Origin of the sequence: Demequina sp. NBRC 110056, from assembly GCF_002090155.1 — a bacterium.
Taxonomy (GTDB): domain Bacteria; phylum Actinomycetota; class Actinomycetes; order Actinomycetales; family Demequinaceae; genus Demequina.
This window is the reverse complement of record NZ_BBRM01000007.1, coordinates 164,261-180,705: the sequence shown is the minus strand read 5'-3', so window position 1 is coordinate 180,705 and position 16,445 is coordinate 164,261. Positions and strand designations below refer to the sequence as shown.

Here is a 16,445-nt window from a genome sequence, read left to right as displayed (position 1 = left end):
GCGTTTGCCACTGTTGTGCCGGCCGGTCTTCTTGCCGACCTTGCGCCAGCCTCCACCGTCGGGGATCCGACCGAGCTTCTTGATGTCGACATGCACGAGTTCGCCCGGGGTGTCCTTGACGTAGTGGACGGGCTTGGGCTTGCGCACCGCCAGCCCGGTGGCCTGGTCCAGGTGATGCAGCAGCGGCATCCGATAGCGGGCCAGCACCCGCCCCACGGTCGAGCGGGGGATCCCCAGGTGATAGCTGATGCGGTGGGGACCCCAACGGCGGTTGAACCGCAGTGCAATGATGCGTCGCTCGCGCCTGGACGACAACCGGCCCGGACAATGGCCGGGCCGCGACGACCGGTCAATCAGTGCCAGCCCGGCACGATACCTGCCAGCCCACCGCGACGCGGTGGCCGGTGACACCTGGAACCGTTCAGCCGCTCGCCGCACCGTCCAATGGTCATCGACGATCAGTGAAGCAAGCCTGCGACGCCCCTCGGGCGTCAAGGGAGCGTTAGCGTGGGTCACGAAGGCCTCCGTGGAACGAAGTGAGTGTGGTAACCCACATCGTCCCGGAGGTCTTCGCTTACTTCACGCGTTCACAACCTCCCAGGGAAGAACACTTAGAGCAACCATTCGGATCCAATTTGCGGGGAACGAGGGGGTTCGGAGACGGGGTGGCAGACTGAGCGCATGGACATCTACGAGACCCCTCTTCCGGGCATCGGCGTCCGGTACGAGTTCCAGGCCGAGGGCGGCGACCACGTGGGCGTGGTGGTGCGCCGCGACGGCAAGCGCGACATCGCGCTGTATGACCGCGAGGATCCCGACTCGTGCACGGGCACGGTCGAGCTGTCCGAGGGCGACGCGTCGAAGGTCGCGGAGTTGCTGGGCGGCACCAACATCACCGCACGCCTCGACACCCTCCGTCACATGGTGGAGGGCCTCGCGATCGAGTGGGTCGCGATGCCCGCGGGGGGCGGCCTCACGGACCGCACCATCGCGGACGGCCGCATCCGCACGGAGACCTCGGCGAGCATCGTCGCGATCATCCGCGGCAACACCGGCATCCCCGGCCCCGAGCCGGACTTCGTGCTCAAGGCGGGCGACACGGTGCTCGTCATGGGCGGCACCGAGGCGGTGCGTCAGGCGACGACGATCCTGACCGGGTAGCCCATGCTCGCCGCCGCGCTGCCCCTCGAGGTGCTCCCCGAGCCGGAGCCAAGCCACGCCGGCTCGGTCCTCATCGAGCTCGGGATCATCCTGCTCGTCCTGGCCCTGCTGGGACGGCTCGCGCAGCGCATCGGCATCCCCTCCATCCCGCTGTACCTGCTCGCAGGCCTTCTGATGGGCGACGGCGGCTTCATCCCCGTCAGCGCGGGCGAGGAGTTCCTCGAGGTGGGCGCGGAGATCGGCGTCGTGCTGCTCCTGCTGCTGCTGGGGCTCGAGTACTCGCCGCAGGACCTCCGCAACGGCCTGAAGTCCAACTGGGTCGCCGGACTCGTGGACGGGCTGGCCAACGGCGTGCCCGGCTTCGCGGTGGGGCTCATGATGGGCTGGTCCTTCACGGCCTCGCTGCTGCTCGCGGGCGTCACCTACATCTCGTCGTCGGGCATCATCGCGCGCCTGCTGGACGACTTCGACCGCGTCGCCAACCGCGAGACGCCCGTGCTGCTCAGCCTGCTGGTCATGGAGGACATCGTCATGGCGGTGTTCCTGCCGCTCATGGCCGTGCTCCTCGTGGGCGCGACGCTCATCCAGGGCGCGATCGCCGCAGGCATCGCGCTGGGCCTGGTCGCCATCGCCTTCGTGGTCTCCATGCGGTACTCGGAGCGCGTCTCGAGCCTGGTGCACTCGCACTCGCGGGAGCTGCTGCTGCTGACGGTGCTGGGGCTCACCTTCCTGGTCGCGGGCCTCGCCGACGCGGTCCAGGTCTCTGCCGCGGTCGGCGCCTTCCTGCTGGGCCTGACGCTGTCGGGTCAGGTCGCCGACGACGTCCGCGGCCTGCTGCCGCCGTTGCGCGACGTGTTCGGCGGGCTGTTCTTCGTCTTCTTCGGCCTCACCATCGACCCGCGCGACCTGCTGCCCGTCCTGCTGCCCGCGCTCGGCCTGGCAGCCGTCACCGCGATCACGAAGATCTACACGGGCGTGTTCGCGGCCAGACGCAATGGCATCGGCCCCAAGGGTCAGTGGAGAACCGGCCTGTCGCTGGTGCCGCGCGGCGAGTTCTCGATCGTCATCGCCGGGCTGGGCGTCGCGGCCGGCGCGCAGTCGCAGCTGGGCCCGTTCGCCGCCGCCTACGTCCTCATCCTCGCCGTCGCGGGGTCCATCCTCATGCGCTTCGCGGACCGCATCCCGTCGCCGGTGAAGCTGCGGGGTCAGAGCACCTGGCAGGCCAGCCCTGCGCCGCGCGCGGTCAGGCCACCGGGTCCGCTCACGTAGGGAAGCCGGGCGTGGCGTTCGGCCTCTGAGACCGGTGCGGAGCACCTCCCTCTCCAGTGGAGCCGATGCGCGCTTCACTTGCGCTTGAACGTCGCTTTACCTGGGGGGATGGATGTGACGAAGCCGCCACGAAAAGTGGTCGCTCGCCCTCTCGGAACTGTGCGAACATCTCTGTGCCGCCCCATCTGAGAGGGCGGCGCGCCGGCTACGTCGCGCAGGTGGTGTAGCAAGCGATCGACCCTCGATCGCCAGCCCTCCGAGCAGGTCCCTCCGCAGCAGCGCTGCGGTCTGCGAGGGGGCGTCCTGAGCTTCACAAGGACTGCAGCAGTGCTCACCCAGTACGCCGAGATTCTCGCGCTCCCCGGTGCCCGCGCCTTCGCGGGCTGGGGCCTCGTCGCCCGCCTCCAGATGGGCCTCACCGGCCTCGCCACCTTCCTGCTCGTGCAGATGGAGTACGGCTCCTATGCGTGGGCGGGCCTCGTGCTCGCCGCCACGTCGGTGTCCTACGCCATCGTCGCGCCTCAGGTGGCGCGACTGGTCGACATCCACGGCCAGGCGGCGGTGCTCCGCTGGGGCTTCGCGGTCGCGATCGCGGGCCGTCTCGCGATGCTCGTCGCGGTGTTCACGGGCCAGCCGCTGTGGGTGCTGCTCGCGATCGCGCCCACCTTCGCGGCGGGCGGCTCGCAGTCGACGCTGACGCGCGCCCGCTGGGGACACCTCATCAAGGATCGGCGCCAGCTGGACACCGCGTTCGCCCTCGAGTCGTCCCTCGAGGAGGTGCTGTGGATCCTCGGCCCCGCGGTCGCCACGGTGCTCGCCGTGTCCGTCGCGTCGTGGGTCCCGTCGGTGATCGCGATCGTGTCGCTCGCGGTGGGCGGGTACGTGTTCCTGTCGCTGCGCGACACCGAGCCACCCGCCCGACCGCGCGCCGCCGCGGGCACCGCCGACGCCGGCCTCGCCGAGGCCGCTCTTGCCATCACCCCGGCGACGGCCGGCGCCGCGATCGCGCTGCCGCCCGTCACCGCCGAGGCCGCGCGCCGGGTGCGCCGTCCGCGCAACCCGTTCGCCGGGCACCTCCTCGTCTCGGCCCCCACCCTCGCCATCGCCGCCCTGATCTTCGCGACCCAGGGTGCGATGTTCGCGTCGATCGACGCGTCCGTCGTGGCGTTCTCCGAGGAGCTGCACGCGAAGGGCGCTTCAGGCCTCGTGCTCGCCGTCTGGGCCGTGGGCTCGCTCGTAGGCGGGCTCGCCTACGGCGTCATCGCGTGGCGCCGCACGCTCGCGACCCGCCTGTTCTGGGGCGTGGCCGCGACCGGCACCTTCGCCGTGCTGCTGATGTTCTCGCCGTCGCTGTTCGTGCTGGGCGGGCTGCTGTTCGGGATGGGCCTGTTCATCGCGCCGAACATGGTGATCGGCGACGGCCTGGTGCACCACTCGATCCCGCGCGCACGCCTCACCGAGGGCATGACGTGGACCCGCACGGGCATCGACATGGGAGTGGCCGCCGGTGCGTGGGCCGCAGGCGCCGCCATCGACGCGCGCGGCTCAGGCGCGGGCTTCGCCATCACCGCCGCCGCGGGCCTCGTCGGGCTCGTGGTCGTCGCGAGCGCGTGGCGGTACATCCGCACCCGTCCGGCGTATGTCGAGGCCGAGCCCCTCGCGCCCGCGCCTCTCGCGGACGCCCCGGGCCACGTGGTGCACACCCACCACGTCGAGGCGGGAGCGGTGCACGGCTCGGAGGTGCACGGCGCTGATGTCCACGGTGCTGAGCTCCCGGCGGGAGGCGGCACCGGACGCATCCCGGTGTGAGCGGGCCCTGGTGCGCCCGACCAGCCCCGGGAGGCACGGGCGCGCCGCGCGGCCCCCGTCGCCGCGCGCGACGCCACCGCGGGACGTAGCCTCGGAGCATCCGGGCTGACCCGGCGAGCCCTGCGAAGGAGCACCCATGGGTGGACTGTGCTGGTGGGAGATCCCCGTGACCGACCTCGCACGTGCCACGGCGTTCTACGCGGCCGTGTTCCGCGTGCAGCTGACCTCCGAGGACATCGGCGACGGGCAGCCCAAGTCACTGTTCCCCGCGGGCTCCGGCATCCCTGGGGCTCTCGCGTCCGGGCCGTCCTGGACGCCGTCCGCCACCGGCGTCATCCCCTACCTCGACGCCGGCGACGACATGGCTGGCGTCCTCGAGCGCGTCGTCGAGCACGGCGGATCGATCGTCGAGCCGCGCCAGGCGGTCGAGGCCACGAGCGGCTACTGGGCGCGTTTCCTCGACACCGAGGGCAACGTCGTCGGCGTGCTGTCCGCCACCTGACCCGACCCCGCGCCAGGGTGCACGCCCGCGCGTGTCCCAGCGCGCGCATCGGCCCGGCACAATGTCCTCATGATCCGCGATGCCACCCCCGACGATGCCGCCGCCATCGCCGCGCTGTACAACCCCTACGTCCGTGACACGGTCATCACGTTCGAGTACGACGAGGTGAGCGTCGAGGACATGGGTGCCCGCATCGCGAAGGTCCAGTCGCAGGGCTTCCCGTGGATCGTGTCGGAGGAAGCCGATGCCGTGGTCGGGTTCGCCTACGCGGCGCCCTACCGGCCCCGCGCCGCGTACCTTCACTCGGTCGAGACGACCATCTACCTCGCGCAGGGCGAGGGTGGCCGGGGGCTCGGTCGCGCGCTCTACGCGGAGCTGCTGGAGAGGCTCGCCGACACCGAGGCGCACTCGGCGATCTCGCTCATCGCGCTGCCCAACGACGCGTCGATCGGGCTGCATCACGCCCTCGGGTTCCGCGACGTCGGCGTGCTGACGGAGGTGGGCCGCAAGTTCGACCGATGGATCGACGTCGCCTACCTGCAGCGCCCGATTCGCTGAAGTTCTCGCCCGAATTGCCTCGTATGAGGTGACTCATTCCACTCTGTGACCCTTGCGCTGGCTCTGTGGAGTGCGCCACGCTGGGCGTGTCGCCCCGGTCGATGGCTGAGGAACTTGTGGGGCGGCCCCCGCCTCGGCGGGTGTTGAACTGAAGAGAGACAACCATGACAGTCCCCACCGTTCGGCGGGGACCCGAGGCGGGCTTCTCGATGGTGGAGCTGCTCGTCGTCATCATCATCATGGGCCTGCTCGCCGGCATCGCGATCCCCTTCCTGATCAACCATCAGCGCAAGGCTCACGATGCGGCGGCGCAGTCCGATGCGATGAACCTGGGACGACTCGTGAGGGCCACGTTCGAGGAGCCGGAGATCACGACGGTGACCGTGGAGCTGGACTCCAACGGGCACTACCTGGTGAACGGGGAGTACGCCTTCCCCGCGTCCGACGGGGTCGAGTTCACCGGCATCACGAACGAGGACGACTACGAGTCGTGGTGCATCGGCTTCACGCACCCGGACGGCGACAAGGCCAGCGATCCGGGCGTGCGATTCGATGCCCAGCAGGGCTACGTGGAGCAGGCCAGCTGCGCCACCGTCGCCACGACCTAGGGTCTCGGGGCCCCTGTCACGCACTCAGGCCCGGTCCCCGCTTGCGCGGGGGCCGGGCCTGTCGCGTGGTGCCGCAGTGATCGCTACGCGGAGCGCACCGCGCGCGTCGCCTCGAGCATGTTGGCGAGCGTCGCGTTGGTCTCCTCGTAGCCGCGGGTCTTGAGGCCGCAGTCGGGGTTGACCCACAGCTGCTTGCCGGGGATCGAGTCCTTGGCCAGCTGCAGCAGCTCGGTGACCTCCTGGGTGGAGGGCACGCGCGGCGAGTGGATGTCCCACACGCCCGGGCCGATCTGGCGCTCGTAGCCGTGGTTGCGGATCGCCGGCAGGACCTCCATGCGCGAGCGCGCGGCCTCGATCGAGGTCACGTCGGCGCCCAGGCCGTCGATCGCGTCGATGATCTCGCCGAACTCCGAGTAGCACAGGTGGGTGTGGACCTGGGTGTCGTCCTTCGCACCGGAGGTCGCGAGGCGGAACGAGTTCACCGACCAGTCGAGGTATGCGGCCTGGTCCGCCTTCTTCAGCGGCAGCAGCTCGCGCAGCGCGGGCTCGTCGACCTGGATGATGCCGATGCCGGCCTCCTCCAGGTCGGCGATCTCCTGACGCAGCGCCAGGCCCACCTGGTTGGCGGTGTCGCCCAGGGGCTGGTCGTCGCGGACGAACGACCACGCGAGGATGGTGACCGGGCCCGTGAGCATGCCCTTGACGGGCTTGTCCGACAGCGACTGCGCGTACTGCGCCCAGCGCACCGTCATGGCCTCCGGGCGAGCAACGTCGCCCCACAGGATCGACGGGCGGGTGCAGCGCGAGCCGTACGACTGGACCCAGCCGTTCTTGGTCACGTCGAAGCCCTCGAGGAGCTCTGCGAAGTACTGCACCATGTCGTTGCGCTCGGCCTCGCCGTGGACGAGGACGTCCAGGCCGAGGTCCTCCTGCAGCTTGACCACGGCGGCGATCTCGTCCTTCATCGCCTGCTCGTAGTCCGCGTCGGTGATCTGACCCTTGGCCCACGCGGCGCGGGCCTTGCGGATCTCCGGGGTCTGCGGGAACGAGCCGATGGTGGTGGTGGCGAGCTCGGGCAGGTGGAAGCGGTTCTCCTGCGCGGCCGCGCGCACGGCGTAGGGGCTGCGCTCGAAGTGCGTGGGCTCGACGCCATCGAGGGCCTCGCGCACGTCCGCACGGTTGGTGCCGGGGTGCTCCGCGCGGGCCTGGAGCGCGGCCCGAGCCTCGCCCAGGGCGCCGGCGACGGCACCCTCGCCCTCGGCGCGGGCCGTGGCGAGGGTCACGATCTCCGAGACCTTCTCGTCCGCGAACGCGAGCCAGCTCAGCAGCTCCTCGCCCAGGTGCTCCTCGCCCTGGAGGGTGTGAGGCACGTGGAAGAGGCTGGTGCTGGACGCCACGGTGACGGTCGCGCCGAGCGCGGCGACCGCGTCGGCCTTGGCCAGCGCGGCGTCGAGGTCGGTGCGCCAGATGTTGTGGCCGTCGACGACGCCAGCGACCACGGTGGTGCCGGTGAGGTCGATGTCGGTGGGGACGCCACCGCGGACCAGGTCGATGCCGATCGCGTCGACGCCGGCGTCCTTGAGGACCGGCAGCGCATCGCCGAGGCTGTTGTACGGAGCGGCGACGAAGAGAGCGGGGCGCTCGGTCGCGGCCGCGAGAGCCTCGTAGACCTTCGCCGTGTTGGCGAGGACCTCGGAGCGGTCCGCGTCGATGTCGGCGACCAGGATGGGCTCGTCGATCTGCACCCACTCGGCGCCCGCGGCCTTGAACGCGGCGAGCAGCTCGACGTACACGGCGAGCAGGTCCTCGAGACGCTCGATGGGCGCGAAGCCCGTGGGCGCGTCGTCGGACGGCTTCGACAGGTACAGGAACGTGAGCGGGCCGGTGATCACCGGGCGGGTGACGAAGCCGGCCTCCTTGGCCTCGACGAACTCGTCGACCCAGCGCGTCGAGGACAGCGCGAAGCGCGTCTCGGGGCCGATCTCGGGGACGAGGTAGTGGTAGTTCGAGTCGAACCACTTGGTCATCTCGAGCGGGGCCTTGTCGCCCACGCCGCGGGCGATGGTCGAGTAGCCGGCGAGGTCGACGGAGCCATCCTCGGCGCGCAGGTCGGAGAAGCGCGTGGGCACGGCGCCGAACGTCACCGCAGCGTCGAGCACGTGGTCGTAGAACGAGAAGTTGCTGGGGATGGACGAGTCCGTGCGGCCCAGGCCGAGGGCGGCGAGGCGGTCGCGGTTCGCGGCGCGCAGCTCCTGCGCGGTCGCCTCGAGCTCCGCCGCGGAGGCGTTGCCCTTCCAGAACTGCTCGAGTGCCCGCTTGAGCTCACGCATTCGGCCGATGCGCGGGTAACCGAGGATGGTGCCGCCGGGGAAGGCGGGCGCAGGGGCAGAGGCGTTCGTGGTGTCAGACATGGTTCCTCATGGAGGTTGGTGCGCGGCGGGCTCGCCATTGCGCTTGGTCGACGCGTGCTGTCAGCGCCGATGCGTGCGCTCGCGATTCTAGCGCCTTCCGGTGGCCGTCGCCACGCCAGTTTGAGACGCCACGTCCGCATCGTGAGACGGCGCTCCTGACACAGCCGGAGCGGTGCGACGTGGCAGGCGCGCTGGTGCGAGACTCGGGTCATGACCGCGTCGACGTCCCCGCTCACCCTGATCACCGGCGGAGGGCGCGGCATCGGCCGCGCGATCGCCGAGCGCCTCGCGTGCGAGGGCCACGGGGTCGCCGTCGGCTACGCGTCCGATGAGGCTGCCGCCGCGGCGACGGTCGACGCGATCGTCGCGGCCGGCGGAAGCGCGTTCGCCGTCCAGGTCGACGTCACCGACGCGGCGTCGGTCGCCGCATGCTTCGACGCGGTCGAGACCCGCGGCGCCCTGACCGGGGTCGTGGCCAACGCGGGCGCGGTGCGGGCGGTGGGGCGTCTCGCGGACCTGGATCCCGCCGATCTGCAGCGGGACCTCGACGTGAACCTCCTCGGAGCCGTGCTGACGTGCCGCGAGGCCGCGCGCCGGCTCTCCGACGGCGGAGCGGTGGTGCTCATCTCCTCGGTCGCCGCGGCTCTCGGCAGCCCGGGCACCTACGTCCACTACGCCGCCGCGAAGGCGGGAACCGAGGCGCTGACCGTGGGCCTGTCCAAGGAGCTGGCCGCCGCGGGAGTGCGGGTCAACGCGGTCGCGCCGGGCACCATCCGCACCGACTTCCACCTCGACCCGGGCCGGCCCGACAAGGTCGCTCCGTCCGTGCCCCTCGGCCGACCGGGCGAGCCGCACGAGATCGCCGGGGCCGTCGCGTGGCTGCTGTCCCCCGACGCCGCCTACGCCACGGGGACCGTCATCCGCGTCTCCGGCGGCCTGTGACGGAATCCCCGCGAGCGCATCGGCGTTGCCCTGGCCCATGAGGGCCACGTGCGTCCAGTCGCGCGGGCCGATGAAAGGATGTCGCCATGGCTGAGGAGATCACCAAGAAGCAGGTCACGCTCACGCGCGAGGCGGAGGGCGTCTACCTCGCCCGCAACGCCGACGGCGCCGAGTACCGGTTCGGGCACAACGTGGACGGAGCGCTGAGCTCCGTCGAGCTGCTGCTGGTCGCGATCGCGGGCTGCTCGTCGACGGACCTGGACGTGATGACCTCGCGGCGCGCGGAGCCCACGAGGTTCGACGTCACCGTGTCCGCGGACAAGGTCGGCGGGTCGTCGCCCGCGATCCTGCGCGACATCGACGTACTCTTCGACGTCGCGTTCCCCGAGGGCGAGGACGGCGACAAAGCCCGTGCCCGCGTGGGCGCCGCGCTCAAGGCCGCCGAGGAGCGCACGTGCACCGTGTCGCGCACCGTGGCCGCCGGCGTCCCGGTCGAGCTGCGGACCGAGTAGCGCGCCGCCGGCTCAGCCGCGCAGGGGCAGGTGCGACACCAGCTCCATCGCCGCCTCGTGGCGGTTGAAGGTGATGACGTGGATGCCGGGCGCGCCCGCGTCCAGCAGGTCGCGCGACAGGGTGGCCGCATGCGCGACGCCCGCGGCACGCGCGGCGTCGTCGGTCTCCGCCGCCTCGAGGTCGGCGACGAGCGCCTCGGGCGTCGGGACGCCCGTCAGCTGCGCCGCGCGCGCGGCCCGGGTCGCGGACACGAGCGGCATCACCTCGGGGATGATCGGCAGGCCGATGCCCTGGTCGGCGGCGTCGGTGACGAGCGCCGTGTACTGGTCGACCTCGTAGAACACCTGGGTGATGGCGAAGTCCGCGCCCGCGTCCTGCTTGGCGCGCAGGACGTCGAGGCCCTGCTGTCGCCACTGCGGCAGCACGTGCTGGGCCGGGAACGCGGTCACGCCGATGCTCAGGTCGTCGACGCCGTGCGCGTGGGCGACCTCTCGCAGCAGCGTCACGAGCTCGCTCGCGTAGAGCAGCCCGTCAGGGTGGGGGCGCCAGTCGGCCTGGCCCTTCGGCGGGTCGCCTCGCAGCGCCAGGAAGTCGCGCACGCCGTCCGCGAGGTAGCTCTCGATGACCTCGGTGAGGTCCGCGCGCGACTGGTCCACGCACGTGAGGTGCGCGAGTGGCGGGATGGTGTGCGACTCCGCGAGGCGGTGCACGACGCTCCGGGAGGTCGTGCGGGTGGTGCCGGAGGCGCCGTACGTGATCGAGATGAAGTCCGGATCCGTGGCCGCGAGCGTGCGCATCGTCGCCTCGACCGTCTCCTCGGCCGTGGGGGTGCGCGGCGGGAACAGCTCGTAGCTCAGCGTGGGCGCGCTCTGGCGCAGGAGGTCACGGATCGTCATGGCGGGGCCACCCTACTGGCTACGCGCCCGCGTGCGCGAGGCCCCGTCCCCAGGGTCTGCCGGGCGACGCCTTCTCCACGCCGCGACGGAGGGCCGATGCGCGCGCCGGCCCCTCTGCCACCAGACTGGGCGGCATGATCACCGAGACGAACGACCTCCTCCGCTGCTTCGGCGCGGGGGACCCGCTGTATGAGGCGTACCACGACGACGAGTGGGGCCACCCCGTGCACGGGGACGATGCGCTCTACGAGCGCATGGTGCTCGAGGGCTTCCAGTCGGGGCTGGCCTGGGTGACGATCCTGCGCAAGCGCGAGGCGTTCCGCGAGGCCTTCGCGCGCTTCTCGCCGCCGGCGGTGGCGGCGTTCACCGAGAAGGACGTCGAGCGGCTCATGGAGGACGCCGGGATCGTGCGCAACCGGCGCAAGATCGAGGCCGCGATCACCAACGCACGGGCCGTCGTCGCGCTGCAGGAGGCCGGCGGCTCGCTCGACGACGTGGTGTGGTCGCATCGCCCTGCGCCGCGCGAGTCGCGGCCCGCCGACTGGACCGAGGTGCCCGCGTCGACCGACGAGTCGAAGGCGCTCGCGAAGGAGCTCAAGTCGCTCGGATTCGTGTTCGTGGGGCCGACCACCATGTACGCGCTCATGCAGGCGTGCGGCCTCGTCGACGACCACATCGCGGGGTGCGTCGCGGTGCGGTGAGCGGCGGCCTAGCAGTAGGCGCGGCGGTGGCGGTCCTTCGCGTCCTCGAGCAGCGCCTCGACGATGCGCTTGTCCGCGGGCAGCCACGCGACGTCGCGCCAGCCGCCCGGCTCGAGCCAGCGCAGAGCATCGTGGTCCTCGAGCGGTCGCGGCTCCACCCGCGCGCCGTCGGCTCCGGGGAGCAGCCGCGCCCACCACACGCGCATGACGAGGCGCTCGACGTCGGCGTCGCCCGGGCGCAGCATCCACACCGGGTGGTCGCCGCACTGGTCCTCGATGCCTCGACCGTCGTCGGGACCCACGACCTCGTCGCCGATCTCGACCTCGACGCCCAGCTCCTCGCGCAGCTCGCGCCGCAGCGCGTGCTCGGCGCTCTCGCCGCGCTCGACCTTGCCCCCGGGGAACTCCCACAGGCCGGCGAGCTGCGACGGAGCCGAGCGCCGCGCGGCCAGCAGCGTGCGCGGGATCAGCAGATCATCCGTGATGGCCGCCGCCACCACGAGGCGCGTGGATGCGTGGCCGCCCATCGGTGCTACTCCGAGACGTCCGCGTAGCCGGCGGCGTCGAGCAGGTCGCCAGCATCATCGCTGAGCTCGACCTTGAAGATCCAGCCGGAGCCGTAGGGCTCGGCGTTGATGGACTCGGGGGCGTTCTCGAGGGAGTCGTTGACCTCGGTCACGGTGCCCGACACGGGCGAGTACAGCTCGGACACGGCCTTGGTGGACTCGAGCTCGCCGCACACCTCGCCGGCGGTGACCGACGCACCGACGGCGGGAGCCTCGACGAACACGACGTCGCCGAGCGCCTCGGCGGCGTGCTCCGTGATGCCCACCGTCACGACGGAGCCGGACGTCACGTCACCGGAGACCCACTCGTGCTCCTTGGAGTACTTCAGCTCCTCGGGGATGCTCGCCATGTCTGCCTGCCTCTCGCTGGTGGGACGTCGGTGGACCGGGGGGTGTCCGATCACGCGTCCCGCTTGTAGAACGGTAGCGCGATCACGCGCATCTCCTCGCGACGCCCGCGCACGTCGACGCCCACGACCGTGCCCGGCTCCGCGAGCGCGGGAGGCACGTAGGCCATCGCGATGGGCTGGCCGAGCGTCGGAGACGGCAGCCCGGACGTCACGATGCCCACCTGGTTGTCCTCGGCGTCGGTGACGGCGTATCCCGTGCGCGCCGCGCGACGGCCGTCGCCCACGAGCCCGACGAGGGTCTTCGCGACGCCCTCCTCGCGCACCCGCGCGAGCGCCTCGCGGCCGACGAAGTCGCCGCGGTCGGGCCCACCCGCGACGCCGAACGAGACCACGCGACCGAGGCCAGCCTCGAAGGGCGTCGAGTCGTGGCTCAGCTCGTGCCCGTACAGCGGCATGCCGGCCTCGAGCCGGAGGGAGTCACGCGACGCGAGGCCGCACGGCTGGAGCCCGTCCGCGGCTCCCTCGCGCAGGGCGAGCTCCCACACGTCCGCGGCGGTGTCGGCCGCGACGAACAGCTCGAAGCCGTCCTCGCCCGTGTAGCCCGTGCGCGCGGCGTAGGCGTGGGTGCCGCCCTCGAGCAGGATGTTCACGCCGGTGTAGTACTTCATGACGTCGACGTCGTCGGCGCCGGCCTCGCACATGCGGGCGACGATCCCCGCGGACGCCGGGCCCTGGACCGCGATGAGCGCGATGGCGTGCGTCTCGTCGTCCACCGTCGCGTCGAGCCCTGCGGCGGCGAAGCGCGCCTGGAGCTCGGCGAGCACCCGCTCGCGGTTGGCGGCGTTGGCCACGACCATGAAGTGGTCCCAGTCGCGCCGGTAGACGACCAGGTCGTCCAGCACGCCGCCGTCCGCGGCGCAGATCATCGTGTACTTCGCCCGGCCCAGGCCCATGCGGCTCATGTGGCCGACGAGCGCGTGGTCGAGCGCCGCGGCGGCGTCTGCGCCGCGCACCATGAGCTCGCCCATGTGCGACAGGTCGAACAGACCGGCGGCGTTGCGCACCGCATGATGCTCGGCCACGTCGCCGCCGTACCGCAGCGGCATCTCCCAGCCTGCGAAGTCGACGAGGGACGCGTCCAGCGCGACGTGCTGGGCGTGCAACGGGGATCGAAGGGCGCTCACGCGATCAGGGTACGCGAGCAGCGCGCGGTGCAGAGGTCGTCGCCACGGCCCTACCCGACGACGCGGCCGGCGCCGCTAGGCGCCCGTGCGCTCGACCGTCGTCGAGTCGTCGCCGTCGCCCAGGAACTCCCCCCACACGACCCACGGCTCGCCCGAGGACTCCGACGCCGTGCTCGCGTCGAGCGTGTCGACCACGACCACGGTCACGTTGTCGTTGGTGCCCTCGGCGATCGCGTGATCGACGAGCACCTGAGCCGCCTCGAGGGGACGTCCGGAGCGGCCGGCGATCTCGCCGATGCTCGCGTCGGGCACCGACTTCATGAGGCCGTCGCTCGCGAGCACGAGCCGCAGCCCCGGCCGCGCTCGCACGAGCCACCCATCGAACCCGTCGCGGCCGTCGCCGATGGCACGGGTGACGAGGTTCCGGTCGGGATGCCATTGGGCCTGCTCTGGTGTGAGCCGGCCAGCGTCGACGAGCTCCTGCACATGCGAGTGGTCCACCGTGATCTGGTGCGCTGCGACCCCGTCGATCGCGTACACGCGGGAGTCGCCCACGTTGACGATCAGCCACCATGGGTCCCCGTCGTGCTCGACCGCGAGCGCGCCGGTCAGCGTGGACCCGGAGTACCCGCCGTGCTGGAGCGCGACCTCGTCGACCAGGTCTCGGGCGCGCGCCACGGCGCCGGCGACGTCGGCGGGCGTCACCGGGTCGTGGCCGACGAGCGGTCGGAAGGCCTCGACGACCGCCTGCGCGGCCTCCGCGCCGCCGGCGTGACCGCCCATGCCGTCGGCGACCACGTGGACCCCGCCCTCACTGAGGAAGGCGTCCTGGTTCTGCGGCCGCGGGCCGATGTCGGTGTGCCCGGCGCCCGCGCTCCAGTGCGTCATCGGCGCGCGCCGTCCTCGGCCTCGACGATGCGCGCGACAAGGTCGCCCAGCAGCAGGTCGCCGTCGACGGGGCTCGGCACGTCCTGCGGCACCTGACGCTCCGAGCCGTCGACGCGCACGAAGGTGCCGTTCGTCGACCCGAGGTCGCGCGCGTGCCACTGGCCGCTGACGAGCGTCAGCTCGGCGTGCACCTTGGACATCGTGCGCGTCTCGTCCTGCACGCCCATCACGCCGGGCGTGATGCGAGCGGCCGCTCGGCCCACCGTGATCCGCTCCTCCGGCAGCACGTAGCGAACGCCGTCGGAGGTCTCGAGCACCCACGCGTCGCGATGGCGCTGGACCATCACCGTGTGGTCGTCCTCGTCGTCGCCGCCGCGAGACGCGGGTGGCGTCGGAGGTGTCATCGGCGCGGTCTGAGCGTACGGCGCTGGCGAGCTGTGAGACGCGGCGGGGCGCGGCGCCCAGGGCGACAGCGGCACCGCCGGCGCGGCGAAGTCCGCCGGCAGGTCGAGATCGTCGTCCGAGGGCGCCGCCGCCTGAGCGTCGAGCGGCACGGCCGTCTCGGGTGCGGCCTGCGTCTCGGCCTCGAACACCGGCGCAGCCAGGCCCTCTGCCTCGGCGGTCGGTGCGGACTCTGCCGCGGGCTCGTGCTCGGGCGCAGGCGGGGGCTCGGGCACGGTGGCAGCCGGCGGGGCCTGGGCCTCCGGCCGGGCTGCCGGTGCCTCGTGGATGAAGTCCCACGGGTTGGGCGGCGACGCCGGCCGCGGGGCGGGCTCGGCCTGTGCCACGGGCTGAGCCTCCGGGGCGACGTGCGGCTCGGCCACCGGGCTCGACTGCTCCACCTCGGCGGGCGTCGGAGCAGAGGGTGTCGGAGCGGATGGCGTGGGAGGCGTCGGTGCCGGCGCCATCCACGGGATCTCCTGCAGCTCAGCGGTGGCCGGGATCGGGTTGTCGAACGGGTCGGGCGCGCCACCCAGGTCGGGCGCGAGCTCGGCCGTCTGCGGCTCCTGGCTCGAGCCGAGGTACGGCGACACGGGTCCCGTGTACGGCTCGGGCTCGGCGTGACGCTCCGCGTCCAGCGCCGCCTGTGCCTCTCGCCACGCCACCGACTCGCCGCTGTGCGCGTCGTCGGCGCCGGACGAGGTCGCGGCGGCCGCCGGGCCCTCGTCTGCCGACGCGGCTCCGGGCGCCGAGGACTCGTCGAGGGTGACGGGCTCGTCGGGCCAGCTCACCTGCTGCCACAGGCCGCGCATGGGGGCCGTCACCGGATCGGGCTCGCTGACCGAGGTGGCCGCCGGTGCAGCCGGGGATTCTGTCGCGGGCGCTCCCGGCGCCGAGGCCTGGGCCCCGCGCTCGCGCGCGGCCACGCCATCCCACGTGGGCGCCGCCGCGGCGCCAGCCGCGAGCGCCTCCCAGCCACCACTCGGTGCACCGTCGCCGTCTGCCGGGCCCGGCGCCGAGGCGACCTCCGGCGAAGGCGAGGCGGGAACCTCCGCCGCGGGCGCACCGGCGCTGCTGGCGGCGAACCTGCCGGCGTCGACGGGCCGTCCGTACCGGCCCCAGCCCATCACGGAGGCCCAGATGACCGGGCTGATCGCCGCGAGCCAGGTGAGCGCTGCGGGCGCCTTGAGCCGCATCTCGATGGTGCCGGCGCCGTAGATCCACAGCGCCCAGCCCACGAGGGAGCCCAGTCCGAACGCGATGCCGCCGCCCACGAGCAGCGCGCGGGTGGTGGGGTCGACGGCCGCGTCGACCGTGGAGCCCACCGCCAGCGCGATGCCGGCGACGAGCGCGATGAGCCCCAGCAACCCGATGGTGCGGGCGATGGCCACCGGCGCGACCGGCATGCGGGCTCCGCGGGCCGCCTCGACCCAGCGGGCGACGGGGACCCACGCGAGTCCGGGACGTCCGCCGAGCCTGCGCAGCAGGGCGCCGAGCGCGAGGGCCATCCAGATCCAGACCGCGAGCGCCACGACGGCGACCGCGGAGGCGGCGATCAGCAGCGGTGCCGCTCCGAACACGATTCCTCACCTCCGTGCATGCCGGCTCCCCCGCACGGGTGCAGACTCGCCACAGGGTGCCACACG

The 16,445-nt window shown here is 72.5% G+C and carries 17 protein-coding genes; 9 read left to right on the top strand and 8 right to left on the bottom strand.

Annotation, left to right across the window (positions count from 1 at the left end; genetic code table 11):
* Positions 1–516: helix-turn-helix domain-containing protein (locus tag B7K25_RS12345; protein ID WP_144018843.1), on the bottom strand; the 516-nt coding region annotated here is incomplete at its 3' end.
* Positions 517–681: 165 nt separating this feature from the next.
* On the opposite strand from B7K25_RS12345, the gene B7K25_RS12340 reads away from it, so the two are divergent.
* From B7K25_RS12340 to B7K25_RS12315, 6 genes are all read left to right on the top strand, one after another.
* Complete coding sequence (locus B7K25_RS12340) at positions 682–1,161, top strand: cation:proton antiporter regulatory subunit (protein ID WP_084106361.1); 480 nt, start codon at positions 682–684, stop codon at positions 1,159–1,161.
* Between the two features lie 3 nt (positions 1,162–1,164).
* Positions 1,165–2,430 carry a cation:proton antiporter gene (locus B7K25_RS12335; RefSeq protein WP_084106360.1) on the top strand — a complete coding sequence of 422 codons (1,266 nt, stop codon included), beginning with the start codon at positions 1,165–1,167 and terminating at the stop codon, positions 2,428–2,430.
* Between the two features lie 327 nt (positions 2,431–2,757).
* On the top strand, positions 2,758–4,239 hold the full coding sequence (locus B7K25_RS13775; protein ID WP_084106359.1) for an MFS transporter: 1,482 nt from the start codon (positions 2,758–2,760) through the stop codon (positions 4,237–4,239).
* 136 nt (positions 4,240–4,375) lie between these two features.
* Positions 4,376–4,741 (top strand): VOC family protein, encoded by a 366-nt coding sequence (locus tag B7K25_RS12325; RefSeq protein WP_084106358.1) that lies wholly within the window; start codon positions 4,376–4,378, stop codon positions 4,739–4,741.
* A 69-nt stretch (positions 4,742–4,810) separates the two neighbouring features.
* On the top strand, positions 4,811–5,299 hold the full coding sequence (locus tag B7K25_RS12320) for a GNAT family N-acetyltransferase (protein WP_084106357.1): 489 nt from the start codon (positions 4,811–4,813) through the stop codon (positions 5,297–5,299).
* A gap of 164 nt (positions 5,300–5,463) precedes the next feature.
* A complete protein-coding gene (locus B7K25_RS12315; protein WP_084106356.1) occupies positions 5,464–5,907 on the top strand; it encodes a type IV pilin protein in 444 nt (147 codons plus the stop codon).
* An 83-nt stretch (positions 5,908–5,990) separates the two neighbouring features.
* Here B7K25_RS12315 and metE read toward each other — a convergent pair whose 3' ends face one another.
* Complete coding sequence (metE, locus tag B7K25_RS12310; protein ID WP_084106355.1) at positions 5,991–8,318, bottom strand: 5-methyltetrahydropteroyltriglutamate--homocysteine S-methyltransferase; 2,328 nt, start codon at positions 8,316–8,318, stop codon at positions 5,991–5,993.
* Positions 8,319–8,528: 210 nt separating this feature from the next.
* Here metE and B7K25_RS12305 point away from each other — a divergent pair, with 210 nt between their 5' ends.
* Both B7K25_RS12305 and B7K25_RS12300 read left to right on the top strand, forming a co-directional pair.
* Positions 8,529–9,260, top strand: coding sequence for an SDR family NAD(P)-dependent oxidoreductase (locus B7K25_RS12305; RefSeq protein ID WP_084106354.1), 732 nt, complete (start codon positions 8,529–8,531; stop codon positions 9,258–9,260).
* An 86-nt stretch (positions 9,261–9,346) separates the two neighbouring features.
* A complete protein-coding gene (locus B7K25_RS12300; RefSeq protein ID WP_084106353.1) occupies positions 9,347–9,772 on the top strand; it encodes an OsmC family protein in 426 nt (141 codons plus the stop codon).
* 12 nt (positions 9,773–9,784) lie between these two features.
* Here B7K25_RS12300 and B7K25_RS12295 read toward each other — a convergent pair whose 3' ends face one another.
* Positions 9,785–10,669 (bottom strand): methylenetetrahydrofolate reductase, encoded by an 885-nt coding sequence (locus tag B7K25_RS12295; RefSeq protein ID WP_084106352.1) that lies wholly within the window; start codon positions 10,667–10,669, stop codon positions 9,785–9,787.
* Between the two features lie 134 nt (positions 10,670–10,803).
* Between B7K25_RS12295 and B7K25_RS12290 the strand changes: the two genes are divergently transcribed.
* Entirely contained in the window at positions 10,804–11,370 is a 567-nt protein-coding gene (locus B7K25_RS12290) for a DNA-3-methyladenine glycosylase I (RefSeq protein ID WP_084106351.1), read from the top strand.
* Positions 11,371–11,378: 8 nt separating this feature from the next.
* Here B7K25_RS12290 and B7K25_RS12285 read toward each other — a convergent pair whose 3' ends face one another.
* From B7K25_RS12285 to B7K25_RS12265, 5 genes are all read right to left on the bottom strand, one after another.
* Positions 11,379–11,897, bottom strand: coding sequence for a (deoxy)nucleoside triphosphate pyrophosphohydrolase (locus B7K25_RS12285; RefSeq protein WP_084106350.1), 519 nt, complete (start codon positions 11,895–11,897; stop codon positions 11,379–11,381).
* A 5-nt stretch (positions 11,898–11,902) separates the two neighbouring features.
* Positions 11,903–12,286, bottom strand: a complete 384-nt coding sequence (gene gcvH / locus B7K25_RS12280; RefSeq protein ID WP_084106349.1) for a glycine cleavage system protein GcvH — start codon at positions 12,284–12,286, stop codon at positions 11,903–11,905.
* Positions 12,287–12,336: 50 nt separating this feature from the next.
* Complete coding sequence (gcvT, locus tag B7K25_RS12275; RefSeq protein WP_084106348.1) at positions 12,337–13,470, bottom strand: glycine cleavage system aminomethyltransferase GcvT; 1,134 nt, start codon at positions 13,468–13,470, stop codon at positions 12,337–12,339.
* A 75-nt stretch (positions 13,471–13,545) separates the two neighbouring features.
* The gene (locus tag B7K25_RS12270) at positions 13,546–14,358 is read right to left on the bottom strand and encodes a PP2C family serine/threonine-protein phosphatase (protein WP_084106347.1); all 813 of its coding nucleotides are present in this window, start codon (positions 14,356–14,358) and stop codon (positions 13,546–13,548) included.
* Positions 14,355–16,379 carry an FHA domain-containing protein gene (locus B7K25_RS12265; RefSeq protein WP_084106346.1) on the bottom strand — a complete coding sequence of 675 codons (2,025 nt, stop codon included), beginning with the start codon at positions 16,377–16,379 and terminating at the stop codon, positions 14,355–14,357. Before B7K25_RS12265 ends, B7K25_RS12270 begins: the two co-directional genes overlap by 4 nt.
* Positions 16,380–16,445 lie beyond the last annotated feature (66 nt).